Source organism: Amycolatopsis sp. NPDC104819 (assembly GCF_055583145.1).
In genome coordinates this window covers 144,353-164,906 of record NZ_JBVJON010000013.1, presented here as the reverse complement: position 1 = coordinate 164,906, position 20,554 = coordinate 144,353, and the positions used below count along the sequence as shown (strand labels likewise).

20 protein-coding genes are annotated in these 20,554 nt (G+C 71.7%); 8 read left to right on the top strand and 12 right to left on the bottom strand.

Features of this window, described 5'->3' with window-relative positions; all coding sequences use genetic code 11:
• Positions 1–60: 60 nt before the first annotated feature.
• Genes ACZ63E_RS35210 through ACZ63E_RS35200 form a run of 3 tightly spaced genes read right to left on the bottom strand, consistent with a single transcriptional unit; the run spans position 61 to position 5,168 of the window.
• Complete coding sequence (locus tag ACZ63E_RS35210) at positions 61–2,187, bottom strand: acetate--CoA ligase family protein (RefSeq protein ID WP_465340549.1); 2,127 nt, start codon at positions 2,185–2,187, stop codon at positions 61–63.
• Entirely contained in the window at positions 2,188–3,417 is a 1,230-nt protein-coding gene (gene frc / locus ACZ63E_RS35205) for a formyl-CoA transferase (RefSeq protein ID WP_465340548.1), read from the bottom strand.
• Between the two features lie 14 nt (positions 3,418–3,431).
• Positions 3,432–5,168 carry a thiamine pyrophosphate-binding protein gene (locus ACZ63E_RS35200; RefSeq protein WP_465340547.1) on the bottom strand — a complete coding sequence of 579 codons (1,737 nt, stop codon included), beginning with the start codon at positions 5,166–5,168 and terminating at the stop codon, positions 3,432–3,434.
• A gap of 286 nt (positions 5,169–5,454) precedes the next feature.
• On the opposite strand from ACZ63E_RS35200, the gene sucC reads away from it, so the two are divergent.
• The 4 genes from sucC to ACZ63E_RS35180 are packed head-to-tail and all read left to right on the top strand — an operon-like array spanning position 5,455 to position 8,830.
• Positions 5,455–6,600: an ADP-forming succinate--CoA ligase subunit beta gene (sucC, locus tag ACZ63E_RS35195; RefSeq protein WP_465340546.1), complete on the top strand. Its 1,146-nt coding sequence runs from the start codon at positions 5,455–5,457 to the stop codon at positions 6,598–6,600.
• A gap of 3 nt (positions 6,601–6,603) precedes the next feature.
• Positions 6,604–7,485: a succinate--CoA ligase subunit alpha gene (gene sucD, locus ACZ63E_RS35190; protein WP_465340545.1), complete on the top strand. Its 882-nt coding sequence runs from the start codon at positions 6,604–6,606 to the stop codon at positions 7,483–7,485.
• Entirely contained in the window at positions 7,485–7,814 is a 330-nt protein-coding gene (locus ACZ63E_RS35185; protein WP_465340544.1) for a carbonic anhydrase, read from the top strand. Before sucD ends, ACZ63E_RS35185 begins: the two co-directional genes overlap by 1 nt.
• Positions 7,814–8,830: a LysR family transcriptional regulator gene (locus ACZ63E_RS35180; RefSeq protein ID WP_465340543.1), complete on the top strand. Its 1,017-nt coding sequence runs from the start codon at positions 7,814–7,816 to the stop codon at positions 8,828–8,830. The genes ACZ63E_RS35185 and ACZ63E_RS35180 overlap by 1 nt, the downstream gene beginning before the upstream one ends.
• Here ACZ63E_RS35180 and fdhD read toward each other — a convergent pair.
• From fdhD to ACZ63E_RS35165, 3 genes are all read right to left on the bottom strand, one after another.
• On the bottom strand, positions 8,818–9,651 hold the full coding sequence (fdhD, locus tag ACZ63E_RS35175) for a formate dehydrogenase accessory sulfurtransferase FdhD (RefSeq protein ID WP_465340542.1): 834 nt from the start codon (positions 9,649–9,651) through the stop codon (positions 8,818–8,820). The two genes, ACZ63E_RS35180 and fdhD, sit on opposite strands and share 13 nt — an antisense overlap.
• Position 9,652: 1 nt before the next feature.
• A complete protein-coding gene (locus tag ACZ63E_RS35170; RefSeq protein ID WP_465340541.1) occupies positions 9,653–10,963 on the bottom strand; it encodes an OFA family MFS transporter in 1,311 nt (436 codons plus the stop codon).
• Between the two features lie 982 nt (positions 10,964–11,945).
• Positions 11,946–12,356: a histone-like nucleoid-structuring protein Lsr2 gene (locus tag ACZ63E_RS35165; RefSeq protein ID WP_465340540.1), complete on the bottom strand. Its 411-nt coding sequence runs from the start codon at positions 12,354–12,356 to the stop codon at positions 11,946–11,948.
• A gap of 218 nt (positions 12,357–12,574) precedes the next feature.
• On the opposite strand from ACZ63E_RS35165, the gene ACZ63E_RS35160 reads away from it, so the two are divergent.
• A complete protein-coding gene (locus ACZ63E_RS35160) occupies positions 12,575–13,468 on the top strand; it encodes a class I SAM-dependent methyltransferase (RefSeq protein ID WP_465340539.1) in 894 nt (297 codons plus the stop codon).
• Positions 13,469–13,480: 12 nt separating this feature from the next.
• Here ACZ63E_RS35160 and dinB read toward each other — a convergent pair whose 3' ends face one another.
• On the bottom strand, positions 13,481–14,671 hold the full coding sequence (dinB, locus tag ACZ63E_RS35155; protein ID WP_465304664.1) for a DNA polymerase IV: 1,191 nt from the start codon (positions 14,669–14,671) through the stop codon (positions 13,481–13,483).
• Between the two features lie 155 nt (positions 14,672–14,826).
• Here dinB and ACZ63E_RS35150 point away from each other — a divergent pair, with 155 nt between their 5' ends.
• Positions 14,827–15,246 (top strand): hypothetical protein, encoded by a 420-nt coding sequence (locus ACZ63E_RS35150; protein WP_465340538.1) that lies wholly within the window; start codon positions 14,827–14,829, stop codon positions 15,244–15,246.
• 16 nt (positions 15,247–15,262) lie between these two features.
• A complete protein-coding gene (locus ACZ63E_RS35145) occupies positions 15,263–15,769 on the top strand; it encodes a 2'-5' RNA ligase family protein (RefSeq protein WP_465340537.1) in 507 nt (168 codons plus the stop codon).
• Positions 15,770–15,775: 6 nt separating this feature from the next.
• On the opposite strand, the gene ACZ63E_RS35140 is transcribed toward ACZ63E_RS35145, so the two are convergent.
• From ACZ63E_RS35140 to ACZ63E_RS35120, 5 genes are all read right to left on the bottom strand, one after another.
• A complete protein-coding gene (locus ACZ63E_RS35140; RefSeq protein WP_465340536.1) occupies positions 15,776–16,846 on the bottom strand; it encodes a hypothetical protein in 1,071 nt (356 codons plus the stop codon).
• A gap of 9 nt (positions 16,847–16,855) precedes the next feature.
• A complete protein-coding gene (locus tag ACZ63E_RS35135; protein ID WP_465340535.1) occupies positions 16,856–17,431 on the bottom strand; it encodes a hypothetical protein in 576 nt (191 codons plus the stop codon).
• 31 nt (positions 17,432–17,462) lie between these two features.
• Positions 17,463–17,897: an XRE family transcriptional regulator gene (locus ACZ63E_RS35130; protein ID WP_465304654.1), complete on the bottom strand. Its 435-nt coding sequence runs from the start codon at positions 17,895–17,897 to the stop codon at positions 17,463–17,465.
• The gene (locus tag ACZ63E_RS35125) at positions 17,894–19,069 is read right to left on the bottom strand and encodes a hypothetical protein (RefSeq protein ID WP_465340534.1); all 1,176 of its coding nucleotides are present in this window, start codon (positions 19,067–19,069) and stop codon (positions 17,894–17,896) included. The genes ACZ63E_RS35130 and ACZ63E_RS35125 overlap by 4 nt, the downstream gene beginning before the upstream one ends.
• A gap of 110 nt (positions 19,070–19,179) precedes the next feature.
• Positions 19,180–19,983: a helix-turn-helix transcriptional regulator gene (locus ACZ63E_RS35120; RefSeq protein WP_465340533.1), complete on the bottom strand. Its 804-nt coding sequence runs from the start codon at positions 19,981–19,983 to the stop codon at positions 19,180–19,182.
• Positions 19,984–20,089: 106 nt separating this feature from the next.
• On the opposite strand from ACZ63E_RS35120, the gene ACZ63E_RS35115 reads away from it, so the two are divergent.
• Positions 20,090–20,437, top strand: a complete 348-nt coding sequence (locus ACZ63E_RS35115; RefSeq protein WP_465340532.1) for a VOC family protein — start codon at positions 20,090–20,092, stop codon at positions 20,435–20,437.
• Positions 20,438–20,554: the final 117 nt, after the last annotated feature.

Sequence of the window (20,554 nt, the reverse complement as noted above, 5' to 3'; positions counted from 1 at the left end):
CCGTCGTGCGGTGGATCTTCGTCCCTTCTTCGTCGGTCGGCCAGCCCCTGTGGAGGGTGTTCAGAGCAGTCCCGCGGCCCGCGCCCAGCGGTACTTCGCGCCGAGCACGGCAACGGGCTTTTCGGTCGTGTACGGATAGGCCACGACGCCGTGGTCGTAGAGGTAGCCGCTCGCTTCCTCGACTTCGACGTCCCCGGAGAGCGACGCGACGACGGGCTTGTGGATGCCCTTCGCCCGGTACTCCGCGACGACGTCGGAGACGAGCTCCGCGAACACCATCGGCGGGGTGACGATGGTGTGCCAGTAGCCCAGGATCAGGGCGTGGACGCGGTCGTCCTCGAGACCCAGCGCGATCGTGTTGCGGTAGGTCGAAGGCGGCTCGCCGCCGGTGATGTCGACCGGGTTGCCGGCCGCGCCGAACGGCGGGATGAACTTCCGGAACGCCGCGTCGAGGTCCGGCGGGATCACCATCAGGTCGAGCCCGTTGTCGACGCAGGCGTCCGAGAGCAGCACCCCCGAGCCGCCGGCGCCGGTGATGATGACGACGTTCTCGCCCTTCGGCGTGGGCAGCAGCGGGATGCCGCGGGCGTACTCGAGCATGTCGTTCAGCCCGGGCGCCCGGATCACGCCGCTCTGGCGGAGGATGTCGTCGTAGACCTTGTCGTCGCCGGCCAGCGCGCCGGTGTGCGAACTCGCCGCCTTCGCGCCCTGGGACGTCCGGCCCGCCTTGAGCACCACGACCGGCTTGCGCTTCGAGACCCGCTTCGCCGTCTCCGCGAACGAACGGCCGTCCTTGAGGTCCTCGAGGTGCATCGCGACGAGCTGGGTGTTGTCGTCCTGCTCGAAGAAGGTGAGCAGGTCGTCCTCGTCGATGTCGGCCTTGTTGCCTACGCCGACGATCGAGGACACGCCCATCTTCGCCGAGCGGCTGAAGCCGAGGATCGCCATCCCGATCCCGCCGCTCTGCGACGACAGCGCGACACCGCCTTTGACGTCGTACGGGGTGCAGAACGTCGCCGACAGGTTCTCGGGTGTGTAGTAGTAGCCGTAGATGTTGGGCCCGAGGATGCGGACGCCGTGCTTGCGCGCGATGGCGACGACCTCGTCCTGCAGCTCGATGTTCCCGGTCTCGCCGAAGCCGGACGGGATGAGGATCGCGCCGGCCGCGCCCTTCTGGCCGACCTCTTCCAGCGCCGCGGGGACGAACTTCGCCGGGATGGCGAACACCGCGACGTCGACGTCGCCGGGGACGTCGGTGATGCCGGCGTAGGCCTTGCGGTCGAGGATCTCGGTGGCCTTGGGGTTGATCGGGTGGATCTCCCCCGCGTAACCGCCGTCGACCAGGTTCTTCATCACCGAGTTGCCGATCTTGCCGGCCTCGGCCGACGCGCCGATCACCGCGATCGACGCCGGTTTCATGATCCGGTTCATCGAGGCGAGGATCTCCTCCTGGGTGAACCGGACCGGCTCCTTCGCCGCCTCCGGGTCGACCAGGATCCGGACGTCGACCGCGGTCGCCCCGCGCGGGGTCGCGAGCACCGGGTTGAGGTCGACTTCGGACAGCTGCGGGAAGTCCGCCACCAGCTGCCCGAGCCCGGTGATCACGGCGGCGAGCGCGGCACGGTCTACAGGATCCGCTCCGCGGACGCCCCGCAGTATTTCCGCCGCTTGGATACCGTCGATCATCGACAGCGCTTCCTCGGTGCTCGTCGGCGCGAGCCGGAACGTGACGTCTTTGAGCACCTCCACCAGGACCCCGCCGAGGCCGAACGCGACGATCTTGCCGAACGTCGGGTCGGTGACCGAGCCGATGATCACCTCCTGGCCCTCGGTGAGCATCTGCTGCACCTGGACACCGACGATCCGCGCGTCGGCGTTGTAGGCCTTCGCGTTGTCGAGGATCTTCTCGAAGCCCGCCTTCACCGCTTCGGCGTCCTTCAGGCCGACCAGCACCCCGCCGGCTTCGGTCTTGTGCAGGATGTCCGGTGAGACGATCTTGAGCACCACCGGCAGGCCGATCTCCTCGGCCTGGGTGACGGCTTCGGCCGCGGTCGTGGCCAGCCGTTCGGCAGGGGTCGGGATACCGTATGCCTCGCAGACCGCACGCCCCTCGGGCGCGGTCAGCGAGGACCGTCCCTCGGCGGCCGCCTGGTCGAGGATCTTCTCGACCGCCGCGCGATCCGCCACTCAGATCACCCCCGCCGCGCGGAACTTCTCGAGCTCGGTCTCGCTGTAGCCGAGCTCGGCCAGCACCTCGTCGTTGTGCTCGCCGAGCAGCGGCGAGCGTTCGATGTCGACCGGCGAGTCCGACAGCTTGAGCGGGCAGCCGACGGTCTTGAAGCTGCCGCGCTCGGGGTGCGCGACCTCGACGACCGAGCCGAGCTCTTCGAGGGTCTCGTCCTCGATCAGCTCCTTGGTGGACAGGATCGGGCCGCAGGGGATGTTGTGGGCGTTGAGCTTCTCCATCACTTCCCACTTGGTGTGCTTCTCGGTCCACTCCTCGACGAGGGCGAACATCTTGTCCAGTTTGGACAGCCGGACCTCCGGTGTGGCCCAGGCGGGGTCCTCGGCCAGCTCGTCCTTGCCGATCAGCCGGGCGAGCGGGGCCCACCCGGGCGGCTGGACGATCACGTAGATGTAGTCGTTCGGCCCGCCGGGCGCGCACTTGACCGCCCAGCCGGGCTGGCCGCCACCGGAGGCGTTGCCCGAGCGCGGGACCTCGTCGCCGAACTGGTCGTTCGGGTACTCGCCGAGCGGGCCGTGCGTCAGGCGCTGCTGGTCGCGCAGCTTCACGCGACAGAGGTTGAGCACGGCGTCCTGCATGGCGACCTGGACCCGCTGCCCGCGGCCGGTGGAGGTCCGCTGGAACAGCGCGGCGAGGATGGCGGCCACCAGGTGGATGCCGGTGCCGGAGTCGCCGATCTGCGCGCCGGTGGCGGTCGGCGGGCCGTCCTCGAAGCCGGTGGTGCTCATCGCGCCGCCCATGGCCTGCGCGATCACCTCGTAGGCCTTGAAGTCGGCGTAGCGGCCGGGGCCGAACCCCTTGATGGAGGCGTAGACCAGCCGCGGGTTGAGCGCGGCCAGCTTCTCCCACGGGTAGCCCCACCGGTCGACGACCCCCGGGCCGAAGTTCTCCACGAGAACGTCCACACCGGACACGAGCCGTTCGAAGACTTCCTTGCCCTCCTCGCTCTTCATGTTGAGCGTGATGCTGCGCTTGTTGGCGTTGAGCATCGTGAAGTAGAGACTGTCCACTCCGGGCAGATCACGCAGCTGCCCGCGGGTGATGTCGCCCCGCCCGGGGGTTTCGAGCTTGATCACGTCCGCGCCGAGCCAGGCGAGCAGCTGCGTCGACGACGGTCCGGACTGCACGTGTGTCATGTCGAGGACGCGGACGCCCTCCAATGCCTTGCCCATGCGTTGGCCTCCGCTCACTTGTACATGGTCTGGTTCATGGTTCCGGGGGCGTACACGTCGGGGTCGACCCAGACGTTGATCAGCGACGGCTTGCCCGACTCCCGGGCGCGCCGCAGCGCCGGCGCGATGTCGGCCGGGTCGCGGACCTCTTCGCCGTACCCGCCGAGCATCCGCGCGAACTCGTCGTAGCGGACGTCGCCGAGGGTGTTGCCGACGCGCTCGCGCGGCAGGCCGTACTTCGCGGCCTGGCCGTAGCGGATCTGGTTCATCGACGAGTTGTTGCCGACGATCCCGACGAACGGCAGGTCGAACCGCACGAGCGTCTCGAAGTCCCAGCCGGTGAGGCTGAAGGCGCCGTCGCCGAAGAGTGCGACGACCTCCTTGTCCGGGCGCGCGTGCTTCGCCGCCATGACGAACGGGATCCCGACACCGAGTGTCCCGAGTGGACCTGGGTCCATCCAGTGGCCGGGCGACTTGGGCTGCACCACCTGGCCGGAGAAGGTGACGATGTCACCGCCGTCGCCGATATAGATCGAGTCGTCGGTGAGGAACTCGTTGATCTCGTGGACGAGCCGGTACGGGTGGATCGGGCTCGCGTCGGAGTGCTGCAGCGGCAGCCGCTTCTGCTTCGCCTTCTCCTCGACGGCCTGCAGCTCTTCGAGCCACGCCTTGCGGCCGACGGCGCCGTTGTCGGCGCGTCCGGACGCGGCCTCGGCCACCGCGGCCAGCACCTGGCCCGCGTCGCCGACGATGCCGAGGTCGACGTCGCGGTTCTTGCCGACCGTGCGGTAGTCGAGGTCGATCTGCACGACGGTGGCGTCCTTCGACAGCCGCTTGCCGTAGCCCATCCGGAAGTCGAACGGGGTGCCGACGATGATGATGACGTCGGCGTTGTCGAAGGCGTAGCGGCGCGAGAGCTGGAAGTGGTGCGGGTCGCCCGGCGGCAAGGTGCCGCGGCCGGCGCCGTTCATGTACGCCGGGATGTTCAGCGTGCGCACCAGGTCGACGGCCGGCTCGGTCGCGCGGGTCGTCCAGACCTGGCTGCCCAGCAGGATCGCCGGTTTCTTCGCGTGCACCAGCAGGTCCGCGAGCTTCTCGATGTCGGCGGGGTCGCCGGCGTTGCGGGTGGACGCCCGATAACGTCCGGCTTCGGGGATCCGCGCGTTCTCGAGCGGCACGCGCGCGTCGAGGACGTCACGCGGGATCTCCAGGAACGACGGCCCGGGTGCGCCGGCGTAAGCCTCGCGGAACGCCATGCTCACCAGGTCGGCCACGCGCGCGGTGTTTGGCACGGTGGCGGCGAACTTGGTGATCGGCGCCATCATGTCCACGTGCGGGAGGTCCTGCAGGGACCCCATCTTGTGCTGGGTCAGCGCGCCCTGGCCGCCGATCAGCAGCATCGGGCTCTCCGCGCGCAGGGCGTTCGCGACGCCGGTGACGGCGTCGGTCGTGCCGGGACCGGCGGTGACGACCGCGCAGCCGGGCTTGCCGGTGATCCGCGCGTACCCGTCGGCCGCGTGGGCCGCGACCTGCTCGTGGCGGACGTCGATGACCTGGATGCCTTCGTCGACGCAGCCGTCGTAGATGTCGATGATGTGCCCGCCGCACAGGGTGAAGATCGTGTCGACGCCCTCGGCCTTGAGAGCCTTGGCCACGAGGTGCCCGCCGGAGATCTCGGCCGGCGCGGGCTCGGCGCCGTTCGTCGCTCGGGCACTCTCCCCCGCGGTCGTGCCGGTCGTTGTCAGCGCCATTGCTCAACTCCTCTTGGTCCGCCACCGGATCTGTCCGATCCGGCGCTCCGGTTCCCGGTCCGCTCGGTGCCGCTCCCCCGTCCGCCGAGGTCAGCGGCCTCTCAGCGGCAGACTGTAGATTGCATACCGTATGGGGTAGGCATATAGTCACTCTTCAAGCAGCCCGTGTCCAGGGCCATCCGCAGGGTTTTTCCCGGGCTTCGATCCGGCCCCCGCGGACCACCACCGCGTGCCCGGACACGGCGGATCTCCTTGCCCTGCCCCGCCGCGGAAAGGACGCTCCCGCATGGATCTCTTCGAACACGAAGCCCGTGACCTCTTCGAAAAGCACGGCGTGCCGGTCCCCCGCGGCCGGGTCGCCGCGGATCCCGCCGCGGCCCGGGCCGCGGCCGCTTCCCTCGGCGGCCCGGTCGTGGTGAAGGCCCAGGTGAAGACGGGCGGGCGCGGCAAGGCCGGCGGTGTCCGCGTAGTGCATACAGCCGACGACGCCGAGCAGGCCGCCGACGACATCCTCGGCATGGACATCAAGGGCCACACCGTGCACCGCGTGCTGGTCACCGAAGCCAGCGAGATCGCCGCGGAGTACTACGTCTCCTTCTTGCTCGACCGCGCCGGGCGCACCTTTCTCGCGATGGCGTCGGTCGAGGGCGGGATGGACATCGAGGAGGTCGCGGCCACCCAGCCCGAGGCGCTCCGCCGGGTTCCGGTCGACTCGCTCGCCGGGGTCGACGCGGCGGCCGTCGCCGCGGCCTTCCCCGCCAACGTCCGGGCCGAGGTCGCGGGTGTCGTGGAAAAGCTGTGGGCGGTGTTCGTCGCCGAGGACTGCACGCTGGTCGAGGTGAACCCGCTGGCGAGCACGTCGACCGGGATCGTCGCGCTCGACGGGAAGATCACCCTGGACGACAACGCCGCCTTCCGCTGCGTTTCGACGTTCGACGACACCCGGGAGGGCCATCCCCTCGAACGGGAGGCGCGGACGAAGGGCCTCAACTACGTCAAGCTCGACGGCGACATCGGCGTGATCGGCAACGGCGCCGGCCTCGTCATGTCCACTTTGGACGTCGTCGCGGCGGCCGCCGCGGAAGCCGGCGCGCGCGGGCCGGCGAACTTCCTCGACATCGGCGGCGGCGCCTCGGCCGAGGTGATGGTCGCCGGGCTGACGGTGATCCTCGGCGACCCGCAGGTGCGCAGTGTGTTCGTCAACGTGTTCGGCGGCATCACCGCGTGCGACGCCGTCGCGACCGGGATCGTGCGGGCGCTGGACTTCCTGGGTTCCCGCGCCGGCAAGCCCCTCGTCGTCCGGCTCGACGGCAACAACGTCACCGAAGGCAGGCGGATCCTCGCCGAAGCCGCCCACCCCCTGGTCACCGTGGTGGCCACCATGGACGACGCCGCCCGCGAGGCGGCGAAGCTCGCGATCGCGGAGGTCTGAGCCGTGGCCATCTTCCTGGACGAGACCAGCCGGATCGTCGTCTCCGGCATGACCGGCTCCGAGGGCGCCAAGCACACGCGGCGGATGCTCGACGCCGGGACGAACGTCGTCGGCGGGGTCAACCCGCGCAAAGCCGGGCAGCGGGTGGAGATCGGTACTGCTGAACTGCCGGTGTTCGGCAGCGTCGCGGAGTCGGTCACGGCGGCCGGCGCCGACGTCTGCGTGCTGTTCGTGCCGCCGCCGTTCGTCGCCGACGCCGTGACCGAAGCGGTGGACGCGGGCATCGGGCTCGCCGTGGTGATCACCGAAGGCGTGCCGGTGCACGACACCGCGCGGCTGTGGGCGCACGCCGTCGCCGCGGGCGGGCGGACCCGGATCATCGGGCCGAACTGCCCGGGCGTCATCTCGCCGGGCCGGTCCAACGCCGGGATCATCCCCGCCGACATCACCGGGCCTGGGCGGGTCGGGCTGGTGTCGAAGTCCGGCACGCTGACCTACCAGCTCATGCACGAGCTCCGGGACATCGGGTTCTCGACGTGTGTCGGGATCGGCGGCGACCCGATCATCGGGACGACGCACATCGACGCGGTGGAGGCGTTCGAAAAGGATCCGGAGACGGACCTGATCGTGCTGATCGGCGAGATCGGCGGCGACGCCGAGGAGCGGGCGGCGGAGTTCGTGAAGGCCAACGTGTCGAAGCCGGTCGTCGGGTACGTCGCCGGGTTCACCGCGCCGGAGGGCAAGACGATGGGCCACGCGGGCGCGATCGTCTCCGGCTCGTCGGGCACGGCATCGGCGAAGAAGGCGGCCCTGGAGGCGGCCGGCATCCGCGTCGGCGGGACCCCGAGCGAGACGGCGGCGCTGGTGCGCGAGGTGCTCGGCTGATGTCCGCGGTCCCGCGGCTGAAGCCGGCGGTGCTGAGGTCGAAGGCGGGTGACGCGCACGTGATCCGGTCGCTGTCGGTGAGCCGGCACCTGCTGGGCACACGCGAGATCGTGCTGATCCACCACGACGACTGCGGCATGCGCAAGTTCACAGACACGCAGTTCGCCCGGCGGCTGGAGTCGTCGACGGGAATCCGGCCCGGCTGGGCGGCGGAGACGTTCACGGACCCGGCCCAGGACGTCCGCCAGTTCATCGCCCGGCTGCGGGCGTCGCCGTTCCTGTCGAGCAAGGAGGCCGAGCGGACCGGCGAGCCGGCCGAGGTGCCGTGATGGACCTGAGGCAGCTGGCGGTGGTGGTGGCGGTAGCCGAGGAGGGCGGCTTCACGGCGGCCGCCCACCGGTTGCGGACGGTCCAGTCGACAGTATCCACAGTGGTCCGGGCGTTGGAGCGCGATCTGGGCACGGCGTTGTTCCACCGCACGACGCATCGAGTGGTCCTGACGCCCGCGGGCGAGGCTTTCGTGCCCGCCGCGCGGGCGGCCCTGGAGGCAGCGGATCGGGCCCGGGCGGCGGTGTCGCCGGTGGGTGGGACGGTGCGGGTGGGGGTTGGTCCGGGGTTGCTCGTCGATTGGGCGCGGGTGTTGGTGGCGGTGCGGAACGCGCATCCGGGGCTGGTGTTGGAGGTTCGGCAGGTGGGTTGCAAGGAGGGGCGGCGGGGGTTGGCGGAGTCCACAGTGGACTTGGTGTTGACGGCGGTGGATGGCGTGGTGGCCGAGGCCGGACCCGTCGATGGCGCTTGCCTGGGCGCCTCGGCGGCTGGGCCTGCTCTCGCGCCGGGCGGCATTGCGGGCCGCGGGTTTGCCGCGGAAGCCGCCTGCTTGGAGTCCGTGCCCGCCGCAGCGGCAACTCCCGAGGAGGCCACGCCCGGCCGGGCGAACCGCGAGCCTGCCATCCCCCTCGCCAACGGCACCGCCCCCGATCTCGCCACCACCGCGCTCTCCCGCGAAGAACTGGTCCTCGCCACCGCCCCCGGCGGATCGCGGTCCGCCCCCGCGGATCTGTCCGGACTGTCCCTCGTGGACTTCCCGCCGGGCTGGGCGATCCGCGAAGCCGTCGACCGCTCGTTTCCCGACCGGCGGGTCGCGCTCGAAGTCGACGATCCCGCCGTCGCCGCCGGGCTGGTGCGGGCCGGGCTTGCCGCCTGTGTGCTCCCCGCTTCCACCGCCGCTCGGTTTCCGGATCTCACCGTCCGGCGGTTCGCGCAGCCTCCGCTGTGGCAGCTCGCCGCCCTGCATCGGGTCGGCCTTTCCCCCGCTGTGGCCGCCGTCGTCGCTCAGCTCGGGTGAATCCCCAGGCGGTCCGGTCGGCTGTATACATTCATCGATGTGCCGCGAAGGAAGCCCACCAGCGTCAGCCCGAGCTCGGCGGCCAGGTCCACCGCCAGCGACGACGGCGCGGAAACCGCTGCCAGCAAAGGAATCCCGGCCATCGCCGCCTTCTGCACCAGCTCGAACGACGCCCGCCCGCTGACCATCAGCGCCGTCCCCGAGAGCGGGAGCTTGCCGTCGCGGGTCGCCCAGCCGACCACCTTGTCCACCGCGTTGTGCCGGCCGACGTCCTCGCGCAGGCACAGCAGCTTCCCGTCGGCGTCGAACAGGCCCGCCGCGTGGAGGCCGCCCGTGCGGTCGAAGACACGTTGGGCCGCGCGGAGCTCGTCCGGCAGCCCGGACAGCGTCGCCGGGTCGGTCACGAACGGGTCCGCGTCGACCGGCCAGGTGACCGTCGTGCGCACGGCGTCCAGGCTTGCCTTGCCGCAGAGGCCACAGGAGGACGTCGTGTAGAAGTTGCGCTCCACCGAGGCGTCCGGCGGCGCGACTCCGGCCGCGAGCACGACGTCGAGCACGTTGTAGGTGTTGCCACCGTCGGCGGTGGCCCCGGCGCAGTAGCGGATCGAATGGATGTCCGTCGCCGCGCGCACCACGCCTTCACCGACGAGGAAACCGGCGGCCAGGTCGAAGTCGTCGCCCGGGGTGCGCATCGTGATGGACAGCGCTTTCCCGGCGACCCGGATCTCGAGCGGCTCCTCGACCGTCAGCGTGTCCGGACGTGTGGTGTGCGCACCATCGTGGACGCGCACCACCCGGCGCCGGCTCGTCATGCGCCCCACGTCAGGCCGCCGGCAGCAGCGACTTGGGCCGGCCAGGCTGGGTCAGCCGCCCGGACAGCACCGCACCGGCCAGGCTCAGCACGCCGGCCGCGGCGAACGCGCCGAGGAACCCGTGCGAAGTGACGACCACCGCGGCGAGCCCGATCCCGACCACCGCGCCGACGGCCTTGGCGGAATACAATATCCCGAAGTTCTGCGCGGCCGACTCTTCGCCGAAGTACTCGCGCACCAGGCCGACCAGGAGTGTGTAGCAGCAGCCGTTGCCGAGCCCGGCGAGCGCGACGCCGAGAAGCAGCCCGACGGCGTGGCGGTGCTCGCCGGAGTAGAAGAGCACGAACTGCGCGATACCGCCCGCGAGCAAGGCGAACCGCAGGATGCGGTGCCGGCCGAGCCGGTCCGCGAGCCGCCCGATGAGCACCCGGCCGCTCCCGGTGGCCGCGGCGAGCAACGCCAGCGCGGCCGCGGCGAGCCCGGGCCCGCTGCGCTCGGCGACGAACGTCGCGAGGTAGGCGAGGTCGAACAGCAGCACCGCGGCGGCGAGCACGACCACAAGGTACAGCGCGAGGGTCGTCCCGCAGCGGAACAGCTCCGCCGGCCGGTAGTGCCGGACCGCGTGTCGCCGGTTGTGCGCGCGGTCCAGGGCCCAGGCGCGCGGCTCGGGCGTCGCGGGCCACCAGTGCCGCGGCGGGTACCGCAGGAGCGTGGCGCACCCGGCGATCACGACGAGCACCACGGCGGCGGTGACGTCCAGCAGCACCGGACGCGCGGACGGCAGCGCGGCGGCGAGGACGACGAAAGGCACGCTGCCATATGCGAAAGCGCCGCTCACGATGCCGGCGCGGGGGCCGGTGCGGTCGGGGAACCACGCGAGCACCGCGCCGACGCACGTCGCGTAGACCAGGCCGGTGCCGAGGCCGCCGAGCACGGAGTACCCGAGGAACACGACGAACAGGCTGTCCGCGTGGCCGAGCGTCACCAGGCCCGCGGCGCACAGCACCGCGCCGGCGGCCATCGCGGCGGGCGCCGGGAGCAGGCCGCGTTCGCGCAGCCACGCCGCGGGGAAAGCGGTTCCCGCCTGGCAGATCGCCCAGACGGCGAGGGACGCGGTGATGCCGCCGAACGTCCAGCCGTGCGCCTTGCTCAGTGCCGGGACGATCGCGCCGAAGCCGTACTGCTGCACCCCCGCGGCGAGCATGGCCGCCGCGGCCAGCCAGGTGACCCACGTCCGCGGCCGGCCGAGCAGCTCCCGGTCGGACTCCCCGACGCGGTAGTGCCGTCCGTAGACGTCCCGGAGCTCGCGGACCTCGGTCATGACGACCGCCTCCTCAGACCGTACTGAAGATTGTATGCAGTATGGAGTAGCCTGAGTGTGCGCTCATCACGGTCGATTGTCTACAGAAATGCCCGACGGCCGCGCGGGCGGCTCGCTTCGGAGGGGAAGGCGGCCCGGTGGCCATCGAGGGAGGAGGCGGCCACCGGGCCGGTGCTCCGGCGCGGTACCGGCCGCGCGGAGCACCTGACAGTCTGGCCATCGGAGCCACCCTCCGACAAGCTTTTGCCGCCCGGCAAATGTCCGGTTGCGGACCATGCGGCGGAGAGGGTTGTGGCCACAGGGGACGCACCAGCGGAAACGGTCACGCCCCGCGACGGCCGACGCCGGAGAGTCGACGAAAGATCGTCGGCGGGTCAGTGAGGTCGGGAAGGCGGATCTTCACACGCCGCCGCGACATCCGGTGAGATTCTCCGGGCTCGGCGGGTGATCACCGGCCGCCGGTTTCGAATGCTTCGAAGGGGCGACCACGGGAGACTCTTGCACGGCGGCACGGATCGCAGACCACGGAAGTCCACTCCGCGCCGATAGCCCGGCACGATACAGGGCGTGCCGCGAGGTTTCACTTCACTCGCAAGACAACCCACCACGGCGGCGACAGAGTCGCCCGCCTGGACTCGGCTCCGCGAAGAACGGCTCCAGCCCGCGTGCCGGTAGCCCGGCGTGGATCACGGCGAGCCGCGCGGTACCAGATCACGCGCGAAACCACACGCCGCAACGACACGCACGGTTCAAGCCGAGCGCGCGGAATCACTCACGCGCGGAAACCACGCGCCACTCCCCCAAGTGCGCGAACCACCCGAAGCCACCCGACCCCGGCAGCCGCAAGTCTTAGCCCGACAGCAGGAACCGCGCCAAGGGCCATCCATCGCAACGGCCGTCCGCCGGCCGGCGGGATCCGGCCGGGCGGACCGGGAATCCGGTCGCGCCGGGCCGACCTCTCTTGCGCGGCAACGGTTCTGGGTCAGGACTTCTTGCGGGTTGCGCGCTTGCGCGCCGGCTTGACCTCGGCCGGCTCGGCCGCTGCCGCCTCGTCCGCTTCGAAGCCCGCGATGATCTCGCTGGAGAGGCGGCCTCGCTCGGCGACCTCGTAGCCGTTGGCCTGCGCCCATTCGCGGATCTGGCGGTTGCGCTCGCGGTCGGTGCTCGAGCTCGACGTGCCGGACAGCGACTGCCCGGTGGCGAGGCGGACCTTGCGACCACCGATGCGGCGCGCGGCGCCGACGTAGCGGGCCAGCTCGTCGCGCAGCGCGGAAGCGTTGTCTTCGGACAGGTCGATCTCGTACTGCACCCCGTCGAGGCTGAAGGGGACGGTCTGCGAAGCGTCACTTCCGTCGAGATCGTCCACCATCTCGACGTGCACCCGTTGCGCCATGGTTGGTCGTTCCTCATCTTCTCCAGAACACGGTCGGACAGACCCTAACCTGTCGAATCACGTCCGGCACGCGCGACACCCGTGAAGCGTCCACAATGGCCGCCCGGGCGAGCGGGTCGCCCGGGTCCAGGGTGACCGCAACCGAGCCGAAATGCGCGCGATCTTGTCGAATATTTGTTTTTGTGATATGCTTGAAATCAAATCGGTACCGTGACGGCATGACGACCGCCAACTTTCCCGGTATTGCTCCCCGTGCCAGCCGCACCGCCTTCACCGCCGCCGCCGCGCGAGCGGCACATTTGCTGGTCGACGCGCCGCCGGCCCTCTTCTCCGACACCCTCGCCGCCCGTCTGCTCGGGCGCCACGCCGAGGAACTCCTGGCATATCACCGGCTTCACGGCACCCATCCCGTCCTCGCCGGCGCCCGCGCCCAGGCGACGTGCCGGAGCCGGTTCACCGAAGAGCGGCTCGCGGCCGCCAATTCCGGTATAGACCAGTATGTGATTCTGGGAGCCGGGCTCGATTCGTTCGCCTATCGGGACCCGCGGGGACGATTCCGCGTGTTCGAGGTCGACCACCCGGCGACCCAGGCCGTCAAACGGGAACTGCTCGCCGCCGCCGGGATCGCCGAGCCGACGTCGGTCACCTTCGTCCCGGTCGACTTCGAAGCCGATTCGCTCCGGGAACGGCTCGTCCAGAGTGGACTCGACCCGTTCCGCCCCGTGTTCGTCAGCTGGCTCGGTGTCACCATGTACCTGACGCGGAAGGCGATTCTCGCCACATTGACGGATCTCGGCGGTTTCGCACCGGGATCGGAAATCGTGACCGACCACCTGCTGCCCCCGGAACTGCGCGACGCGGCCGGAAACGCCTACGCCGAAGCCGTCGCGCCGATGGCGGCCGAACAGGGCGAGCCGTGGCGCACCTTCCTCTCCCCCGCCGCCATGACCAGGCTCCTCGGCGACGCCGGATTCGAAGTCGTCGAACTGACCGGACAGCGCGGCAGCGTCGACCCGGCGCTGTGGAACCGCACCGACGCGCTGCGGCCCGCCGCGCTTTCCGCGCTCGCCCACGCGCGCATTCCCGCGCGGCCCGGAATCGGCGGACGCTGACCGCGTTCGCCGTCAATCGGGCAGCATCGGCACTTCGAAGTCGTCCGGACGGCCGAGCAGCACCGCCCGGGTGACCGCCGTCTTCCCGAAGCGGTCCCGCACCGCGTCCAGCGCGGTGTCGAGCTCGGTCGCCCGCTGCCGCTCGAACGGCAGCGACAGCTGGAACGGGTCGTCGTCGGCCAGGTTCGAAAACGACGCTCCCAGCAACGTGATCCCGCGGTCGGCGATCAGCGGCAGCGCGGCGACGAGCAGGTCGCGCGCCGCGGTGAGCAGCACCCCGGTGCCGGCGGTCGCCTCGGGCAGCGTCTGCGAGCGCGTGGCGCGGGTGAAGTCGGCGAACCGCAGGCGGAGCGTCACCGTCCGGCAGACGCGGTGCGCGGCACGCAGCCGGCGGGCGATCCGGTCGATCAGCGCCACCAGGACGACGTCGAGCTCGGCCGGGGTCCGCCGGCCGCGCCCGAGGGCCCGCTGGGAGCCGATCGACCGGCGCCGCCGACCCGTCTCCACACGACGCGGGTCGCGGTTGTGCGCCAAGTCGTGCAGGTGCCCGCCCGACGCCCGGCCGAGCATGCCGATCAGGTCGACCTGTTCGGACGTCGCCAGCTCGCCGACCGTGCGGATCCCCCGCGCGTGCAGCTTCTCCGTCGTCACCTTGCCGACGCCCCACAGGGCCGAGACCGGCAGCGGGTGCAGGAACGCCAGCTCCCCGTCGTGCGGGACGACCAGCAGGCCGTCCGGTTTGGCCACCCGGCTGGCGACCTTGGCGAGGAACTTGGTCCGGGCCACCCCGACGGTGATCGGCAGCCCGGCCCGCTCGGCGACGGCGGCGCGCAGCCGTTCGGCGATGCGGCTCGGCCGTCCGCCGATCCTGGTCAACCCTCCGACGTCGAGGAACGCCTCGTCGATGGAAAGGCCTTCCACCCACGGCGTGGTGTCGTGGAAGACCTCGAACACCGCCCGGCTCGCGGCCAGGTACGCCGACATCCGCGGGGGCACGACCACCGCGTGCGGGCACAGCCGGCGGGCCTGCGCGCCACCCATCGCGGTGCGCACGCCGTAGGCCTTGGCCTCGTAACTCGCGGCCAGGACGACCCCGCCGCCGACGATGACGGGCCGTCCTTTGAGCGCCGGATCGTCGCGCTGCTCGACCGACGCGTAGAACGAGTCGAGGTCGGCGTGCAGGATGGGCCCCTCGTCGGTCATAGAACATATGTTCGCATAAACCCCGGCCGAAGTCCGCTCATCCGTCCGCCGCGGCCGGCGTGCCGCTGGCCGAAACTGAGCGTTTTCCCGGTTGTCACCTCCGCGTGACCGCGCCCACACTCGAAGCCATCGAACCACCCGACCCTGGGGGCGAAATGACCGACAAGTGCCACTGCGGCGACCACCACGCGTGGGCCGGCCCCAGCCCGGCGGACCGCCCGGCCGCGGCGCGCCAGCCACTGCTGGCCGCGACGCTGGCCCGCGAAGACCGGGCGGAAGACGCCGGTGTCCTCGACCCGACCGACCGCGTCACCTGCCGCACGCACCACCGCTGGCTGCACGACTGCGTGTCGTCCCCGGTGCACACCAACCCGGCGATCGGCTACCGCTGGTGCCGCCGCTGCGACCACCAGGCGCTGGTCGCGGTGGACGAGCTGACCGGCGACGTGACCATCCACTGCGGACTCTGCGGCCGCAGCCCGCTCAGCCGCGCCAACCGGGAGCTCGTCGAGCTGTGCCGACGCAGCCTGGCCCTGGCCCGCTCGAGCCGGTTCCCGGAGAGCGCCGTCGCCTGACTGCCATGATGCGGGGGTGCCCGAACCCGGAACCACCGCACTGCTGATCCTGCTGCCCGCCGCCGAGCCCGTGCTGGCCGCGGCCCGCCGGGTCGACCCCGCCCTGGTCCGCCCCGGGGTGCCCGCGCACGTGACCGCGCTCTACCCGTTCCTGCCGGACGCCGCGCTGACCGAAGACGTGTTCACGGCCGTCCGCGAAGTTGCCGCGCAGCTCCCCCGCACCGACGTGCGGCTCGCCGACTTCGTGACGACACCCCGGTTCGCGGCGATCGCCACCCCTGCCCTCCAGCCGATCACCGACGCCGTGTGCGCGCGGTGGCCCGACGTCCTGCCCTACGGCGGCCGGTTCGGGCCGCGCCCGGACGCGCACCTGACGGTGGCCATGGGTGACGGCGACCTCGAGCGGGTCACCGCCGAAGTGCGGCCACTGCTGCCGCTCGAAGCCCGGGCCGAGGCGCTGCACCTGGTGGCGCTCACCGGGAACGGCTGGGAACCGCGGCTGGAAGTGCCGTTCGGCGGCTGACGGAGCTCAGCGGGCCATGGCCGGCGCGCTGTCCAGCTTCCGATACGCACGCGCGATCGCCCGCAGCCGTGCGACGTCCGCGGCGAACGGTTCCGTCCCGGCGGCGGGCGGCTCTTCCTCACCCGGCTCGTCCGGGAGGTCGCGCACCAGCCGGGCCGCGGCCGGCGCGGACAGCTCCGGGGTCACGCCGGCGAGGATCAGCCCGTCGTTCGTCTCGCTCATCGCCGTCAGCAGCCGTTCGCGGCGGGACGGCCCGCCCGGGTCGATCCGCACGATCTCCGGGAACCGCCGGGTCAGGTGCGTCCGCAGCGGCCGCAGCAGCCGGAGGGTCCGCGCGTCACGGCGGCCCGCCGCCAGCCCGGGGATCGACGGGATCGTCAAGCCCAGCACGATCAGCAGCACCGAAACTGCCGGGAACCCGACGTCGAGCGTGCACGGCAGGGTCGAGAACGGCCCGCGGCACAACGCTTTCACCGGATGGTCGGCCTGCAGGGGTTGGATCGTCGCGACGACCTTCCCGGCCAGGTAGGCGACCGCGAACGCCGACGCCAGCAGCAGCAACGCCAGCCCGGCGCGCAGCGCGCCGCCGCTCGCGCGGACCGTCACCGCCGCCACCACCCCGATGTCGAGGACGGCGAACCCCAGGTAGACGGTGTAGGCGAAGACGTAGACGACCAAGGTCGGGTGTGTGCGGTACAGCTCGTCGAACACGCCGATGCCGCGCGGTAGGTCGGACGCGCTGAAGAACGTCACGACGAGCACCGCCAGCGCCACGCCGAGGGCGACGAGCCGGGTGCGCCGGCCGCGGTCGCGGGTGCCGCTGATCTCCGCGACCGTCAGGCCGATGCCGTACGCGGCGACCATCGTCGCGAGGTTCGACAGCAGCCGCCCGAGGCTCGGGTAGATCTCGCTTTCCACCAGCTGCGCGCGGTTGGACAGGAAGCAGAACGCCGCCCCGAGCGCGAGGAGCGAGATGGCCAGGCCGGCGCCCGCGCCGGTGCGCCGCGCGCGGAACGCCCGCCAGACGCCGATCGCGAGCGCGAAGACCCCGACCCCGAGGAACAGAATGTCGATCACGGGAGGTGACTATCCCAGCAGCGCCGCGAGCCGCCGGGCCTGGTCCGCCGCGCGACCGGACGCGCCGGGCGCGACTGCGGGCGGTCCGCTCGTCACCGCGCTCATCAGCAGGACGGCGATCAGCTCGGCCTCGTACTCGTCGGTGCCGCTCGTGACGCGGGTGAGCAGGTGCGACAGCGCCTGCGGGGCCAGGTCCGGGGCGAGCTCGGCGGCCTCCGACTCCGACATCAGGCAGGTGCCGGTGTGCGCGCACAGCAGGTGGGCGAGCTCGTGGGCGATGATGTGGTCCTGGTGCAGCGCCGACGTGTGCTCGGTGTAGGCGATCAGGTCGTAGTCCGGGCGGGCCTGCCACGCGCCGGAAGGCCGGCCGGGCTGGTACTCGACCGGCACGAGGTCGATCTCGCGCCCGCGCCAGGCTTCGAGGCCGTCGACCCAGGCGTTCATCGACCACGGCCGCGGCAGCGGGACGGCGGCGAGCACGGTCCGCACCCGCTCGCGTGCGGCCGCACGCACGTCCGTCAGACCGCGCTCGTTGATGGGGCCTCCCCGCTCGGGCGCCAGCCGGGTGCACCGGGGCGCGCTCACCGACGGGATCATGGTAGCCGACCGGCCAGGCTCACTCGGGCTTCCGACGCCGGCCTTCGCGGCGCCGCGTGCCGTCGTAGGTGGCCAGCTGGTCGAGCAGCGCCGTCACGGTTTCGCGGTCGCGCGGCGAGAGCTGCATGGCCCGCTGGGCGAGGTTGCGCGCTTCGTCGTCACGCCAGGCCACGACGTCCTCGACCTGCTGGTCGACCTGCCCCGCGACGTCGTCGTCGAAGAAGTACGTCACCGGCACGCCGAAGAACTGGGCGAGCGCCTGGATGTGGGAGCGCTTGGGGTCCTTGCGCGCGCCGACGGCGAGCTGCTGGACGTGGGTCGCGGACATCGTGACGCCCGTCTGCTCGGCGACGCCGTGCGCGATCTCCCGGTAAGAGTACGGCTTGCGGTCCGGCGGGTGCACGGTCGCGATCAAGTGCGCCAGCCGGTCGGCGAAACTGCGCTCGTCGCTCACCACACACCACCTACAACCATGAAACGTGACACTCCCCAGTCTAACTGTCCTGAAAACTTGACACACCCTGTCCCGGAAAGACTACGATACTCCCGTCCGGTGTTTCGTAAACAGGACAGAGGACCCGGGGTGGCGCAGGCGGCCGCGGGGTGACTCACGTGGTCGCTGGGGGTGGCCACGCGCCTAGCCCCGTGCCCGCCGCGCCCCTCCGGCTCAGCGCACTCCCATGCCCGCGGCCAGTTTGGTGAGGTCGTCGCGCAGGCCCGGCACGGCGTCGCCGGTGACGCAGCCGGTGGAGAACTCCACGTAGAGGTCGTCGTCTTCGGGGATGTCCACCTCGAAGTCGAGCTCGTCCGGGCCGTAGCGCCGGCCTGGGCTTCCGGCAGCGTCCGGCTTTCCAGCTTCAGGTGCAGATCGGCGGCGGCCGGGTCGGGGCCGAGGATCAGGTCGTTGGTGCGGTCGCACGGCCATTCGGTGAAGTCGCGGGCGACGTCCGGCAGCGGCGCGAAGCCCTCGAGGTGGGCGGTCAGGTCGTGGATCGCGGCCGATGTGGCTTCCGGCGGGAACGGGCCGCGGTAGAGCGACTGGTCCAGCAGCTGCAGCCCGAACCAGCCGCCGAAGAACAGCCAGATCCCGAGCCCGAACGCGAGGAACCCACCGCCGACGCCGAGCCGGGGTGAGTAGTCCCGGGCGAAGGTCTGGGGAACAACGCCGTGGCCGACTTCGAGATCCGGCCGGTTCTCGCCGACGGCGGTGACAAAAGCGTCCGCGGCCCGGAAGTCGCGCCAGCGGCTCCGCATCCGGCCGTGGACGGTGTCGAGCTCGACGACCAAGCCTCCCAGCAATGAGGTCGGCAGCCAGAAGGCGAGCCAGAACGGCTTGGCGGACACCGCGCCGCGCCGGATCTCGGTGATGTCGGCGTACGGGAGGACGGACTGCTCGAAGGCGATCGCGTCCGGCCCGAACCGCGCCTCGGGCGGCCAGGCCCGGCCCAGCAGCCAGGCGACGACGGCGACGAGGAGGTCGAGGGCGAGGCCGATCCAGAAGAACGGCCGCTCCGGCGCGACGGTGACGCCGTAGCCGTCCAAGGCGGCAAAGGCGAGCGCGACCGCGACGAGGCCCCAGGTCCATCGCCGCGCCCGGGACAACGGGAGGACGCGGGTCTCCGGCACACCGGGGACCGTAGTTCGCCCGGGGCGGGCTCGGGTACGGCAGAAAAGCCGTCTGCTCAAGGGTTTTCGCGTAGCCGGGCGGGGACTGTGCGCAAGCGCGACCGCACAACTCACCCCACTGCCGGGATCGCGCGGCCTCCTCCCCCGGCGAGCAACCGCCGCAGCACCGCGGGGGTCGCTCCGGCGTGCTCGCGAACCGTTCGTGTCAGATGGGCCTGGTCGGCGAAGCCCAGGTCCGCCGCCAGGACCGCCAGCCGCCGCTCCCCCGCCTCCAGACGCTCGAGAGCCCGGCTGACGCGGACCCGGTTGCGATAGCGCGTGAGCGACACCCCCAGTTCGCGCGGGAACGCCCGGCTCAGCCGGTACGGCGACACCCCGAGCAGCTCCGCCAGCGGGAACAGCCCGGCCGCCGCCGGGTGGCCGGTCAAGATCGCTTCGCGGGCCTTCGCCACCAACGCACCCGCCGGCACCGGCCTGGCCCCGGCGCGCTCGATCGCGCCGCCCACCAGGACCAGAAGCTGTTCCGCCAGCGCATAGTCCGGGTCGGGGACCGCGGCGACCGCCCGGCGGTGGGCCAGCTCCAACGCGCCGTCGACGTACACCGCCGCGCGGACCGGCCGGTCGGCCGCGAGGCGCTCCCACAGCCGCGCGCCGAACGTCACCGACGTGCAGACGTCGCCGCCCGCCGGGTGCGCGAAGGACTCTTCGTCGCCGGGGGTGGCCAGGTACGCCAGCGTCGGGTCGGCGTCCGCGACGGTCCCGCGCACGCGGCGCCGGAACCGGCCGCGGCGCACGAGCACCAGCCGGCGGCCGTCCGCGACCTCGGGCGGCGACCAGCCCCGGTGGTCGTCGGCGCAGCGCACCACGCTGAGGGTGTACCCGGGTCGGGCCACGACTTCGACGGCGTCCAGCACGGACCGGACGCTACGCCCGGGGTACGACAGTTTCCGGCCCGCAAGGATCTTCAAGACCCGGCTCGGCGCCGCGGGCAGGCTGCAGCAGAAGGAAAGGAGTCACCCCATGCCCGCAGAACTCACCACGATCGTCCTCGACTGTGCCGACCCCGCGGCCCTCGCCGCCTTCTACGCGAAGGCGCTCGGCTGGGAGGTCACCTACCAGGACGACGAGACCGTCCAGCTCGGCGGCCCGGTCGGGCTCGGTTTCCAGCGCGTCGCCGGTTACCGCGGCCCGGGCTGGCCGGACGCCGCCAAGCACGCGCACCTCGACTTCAAGGTCGGTGACCTCCACGGCGCCGTCGAGGAGTTCGAGGCGCTCGGCGCGACCAAGCCCGAGTTCCAGCCCGGTGGTGAGGACTGGGTCGTGCTCGCCGATCCGGAAGGGCACCTCTTCTGCCTCATCCCGGGCTGACCCGGTGGTGGGGGGGGGGGGGGGGGGGGGGGGGGGGAGGGGGGGGTGGGGGGGGGGGGGGGGGGGGAAGAGAAGGAAAAACGGACGGCGCCTCCCATTGCTCTTTTCCCCTCCCCA

What these genes read in the sequence shown, in the direction of transcription:
- sucC (WP_465340546.1), top strand. Translation starts at nt 5,455, where the DNA reads ATGGATCTCTTCGAACACGAAGCCCGTGACCTCTTCGAAAAGCACGGC.
- frc (WP_465340548.1), bottom strand. Translation starts at nt 3,417, where the DNA reads ATGGGCAAGGCATTGGAGGGCGTCCGCGTCCTCGACATGACACACGTG.
- ACZ63E_RS35185 (WP_465340544.1), top strand. Translation starts at nt 7,485, where the DNA reads ATGTCCGCGGTCCCGCGGCTGAAGCCGGCGGTGCTGAGGTCGAAGGCG.
- ACZ63E_RS35170 (WP_465340541.1), bottom strand. Translation starts at nt 10,963, where the DNA reads ATGACCGAGGTCCGCGAGCTCCGGGACGTCTACGGACGGCACTACCGC.
- ACZ63E_RS35200 (WP_465340547.1), bottom strand. Translation starts at nt 5,168, where the DNA reads ATGGCGCTGACAACGACCGGCACGACCGCGGGGGAGAGTGCCCGAGCG.
- ACZ63E_RS35165 (WP_465340540.1), bottom strand. Translation starts at nt 12,356, where the DNA reads ATGGCGCAACGGGTGCACGTCGAGATGGTGGACGATCTCGACGGAAGT.
- ACZ63E_RS35115 (WP_465340532.1), top strand. Translation starts at nt 20,090, where the DNA reads ATGCCCGCAGAACTCACCACGATCGTCCTCGACTGTGCCGACCCCGCG.
- ACZ63E_RS35180 (WP_465340543.1), top strand. Translation starts at nt 7,814, where the DNA reads ATGGACCTGAGGCAGCTGGCGGTGGTGGTGGCGGTAGCCGAGGAGGGC.
- dinB (WP_465304664.1), bottom strand. Translation starts at nt 14,671, where the DNA reads ATGACCGACGAGGGGCCCATCCTGCACGCCGACCTCGACTCGTTCTAC.
- ACZ63E_RS35160 (WP_465340539.1), top strand. Translation starts at nt 12,575, where the DNA reads ATGACGACCGCCAACTTTCCCGGTATTGCTCCCCGTGCCAGCCGCACC.
- ACZ63E_RS35150 (WP_465340538.1), top strand. Translation starts at nt 14,827, where the DNA reads ATGACCGACAAGTGCCACTGCGGCGACCACCACGCGTGGGCCGGCCCC.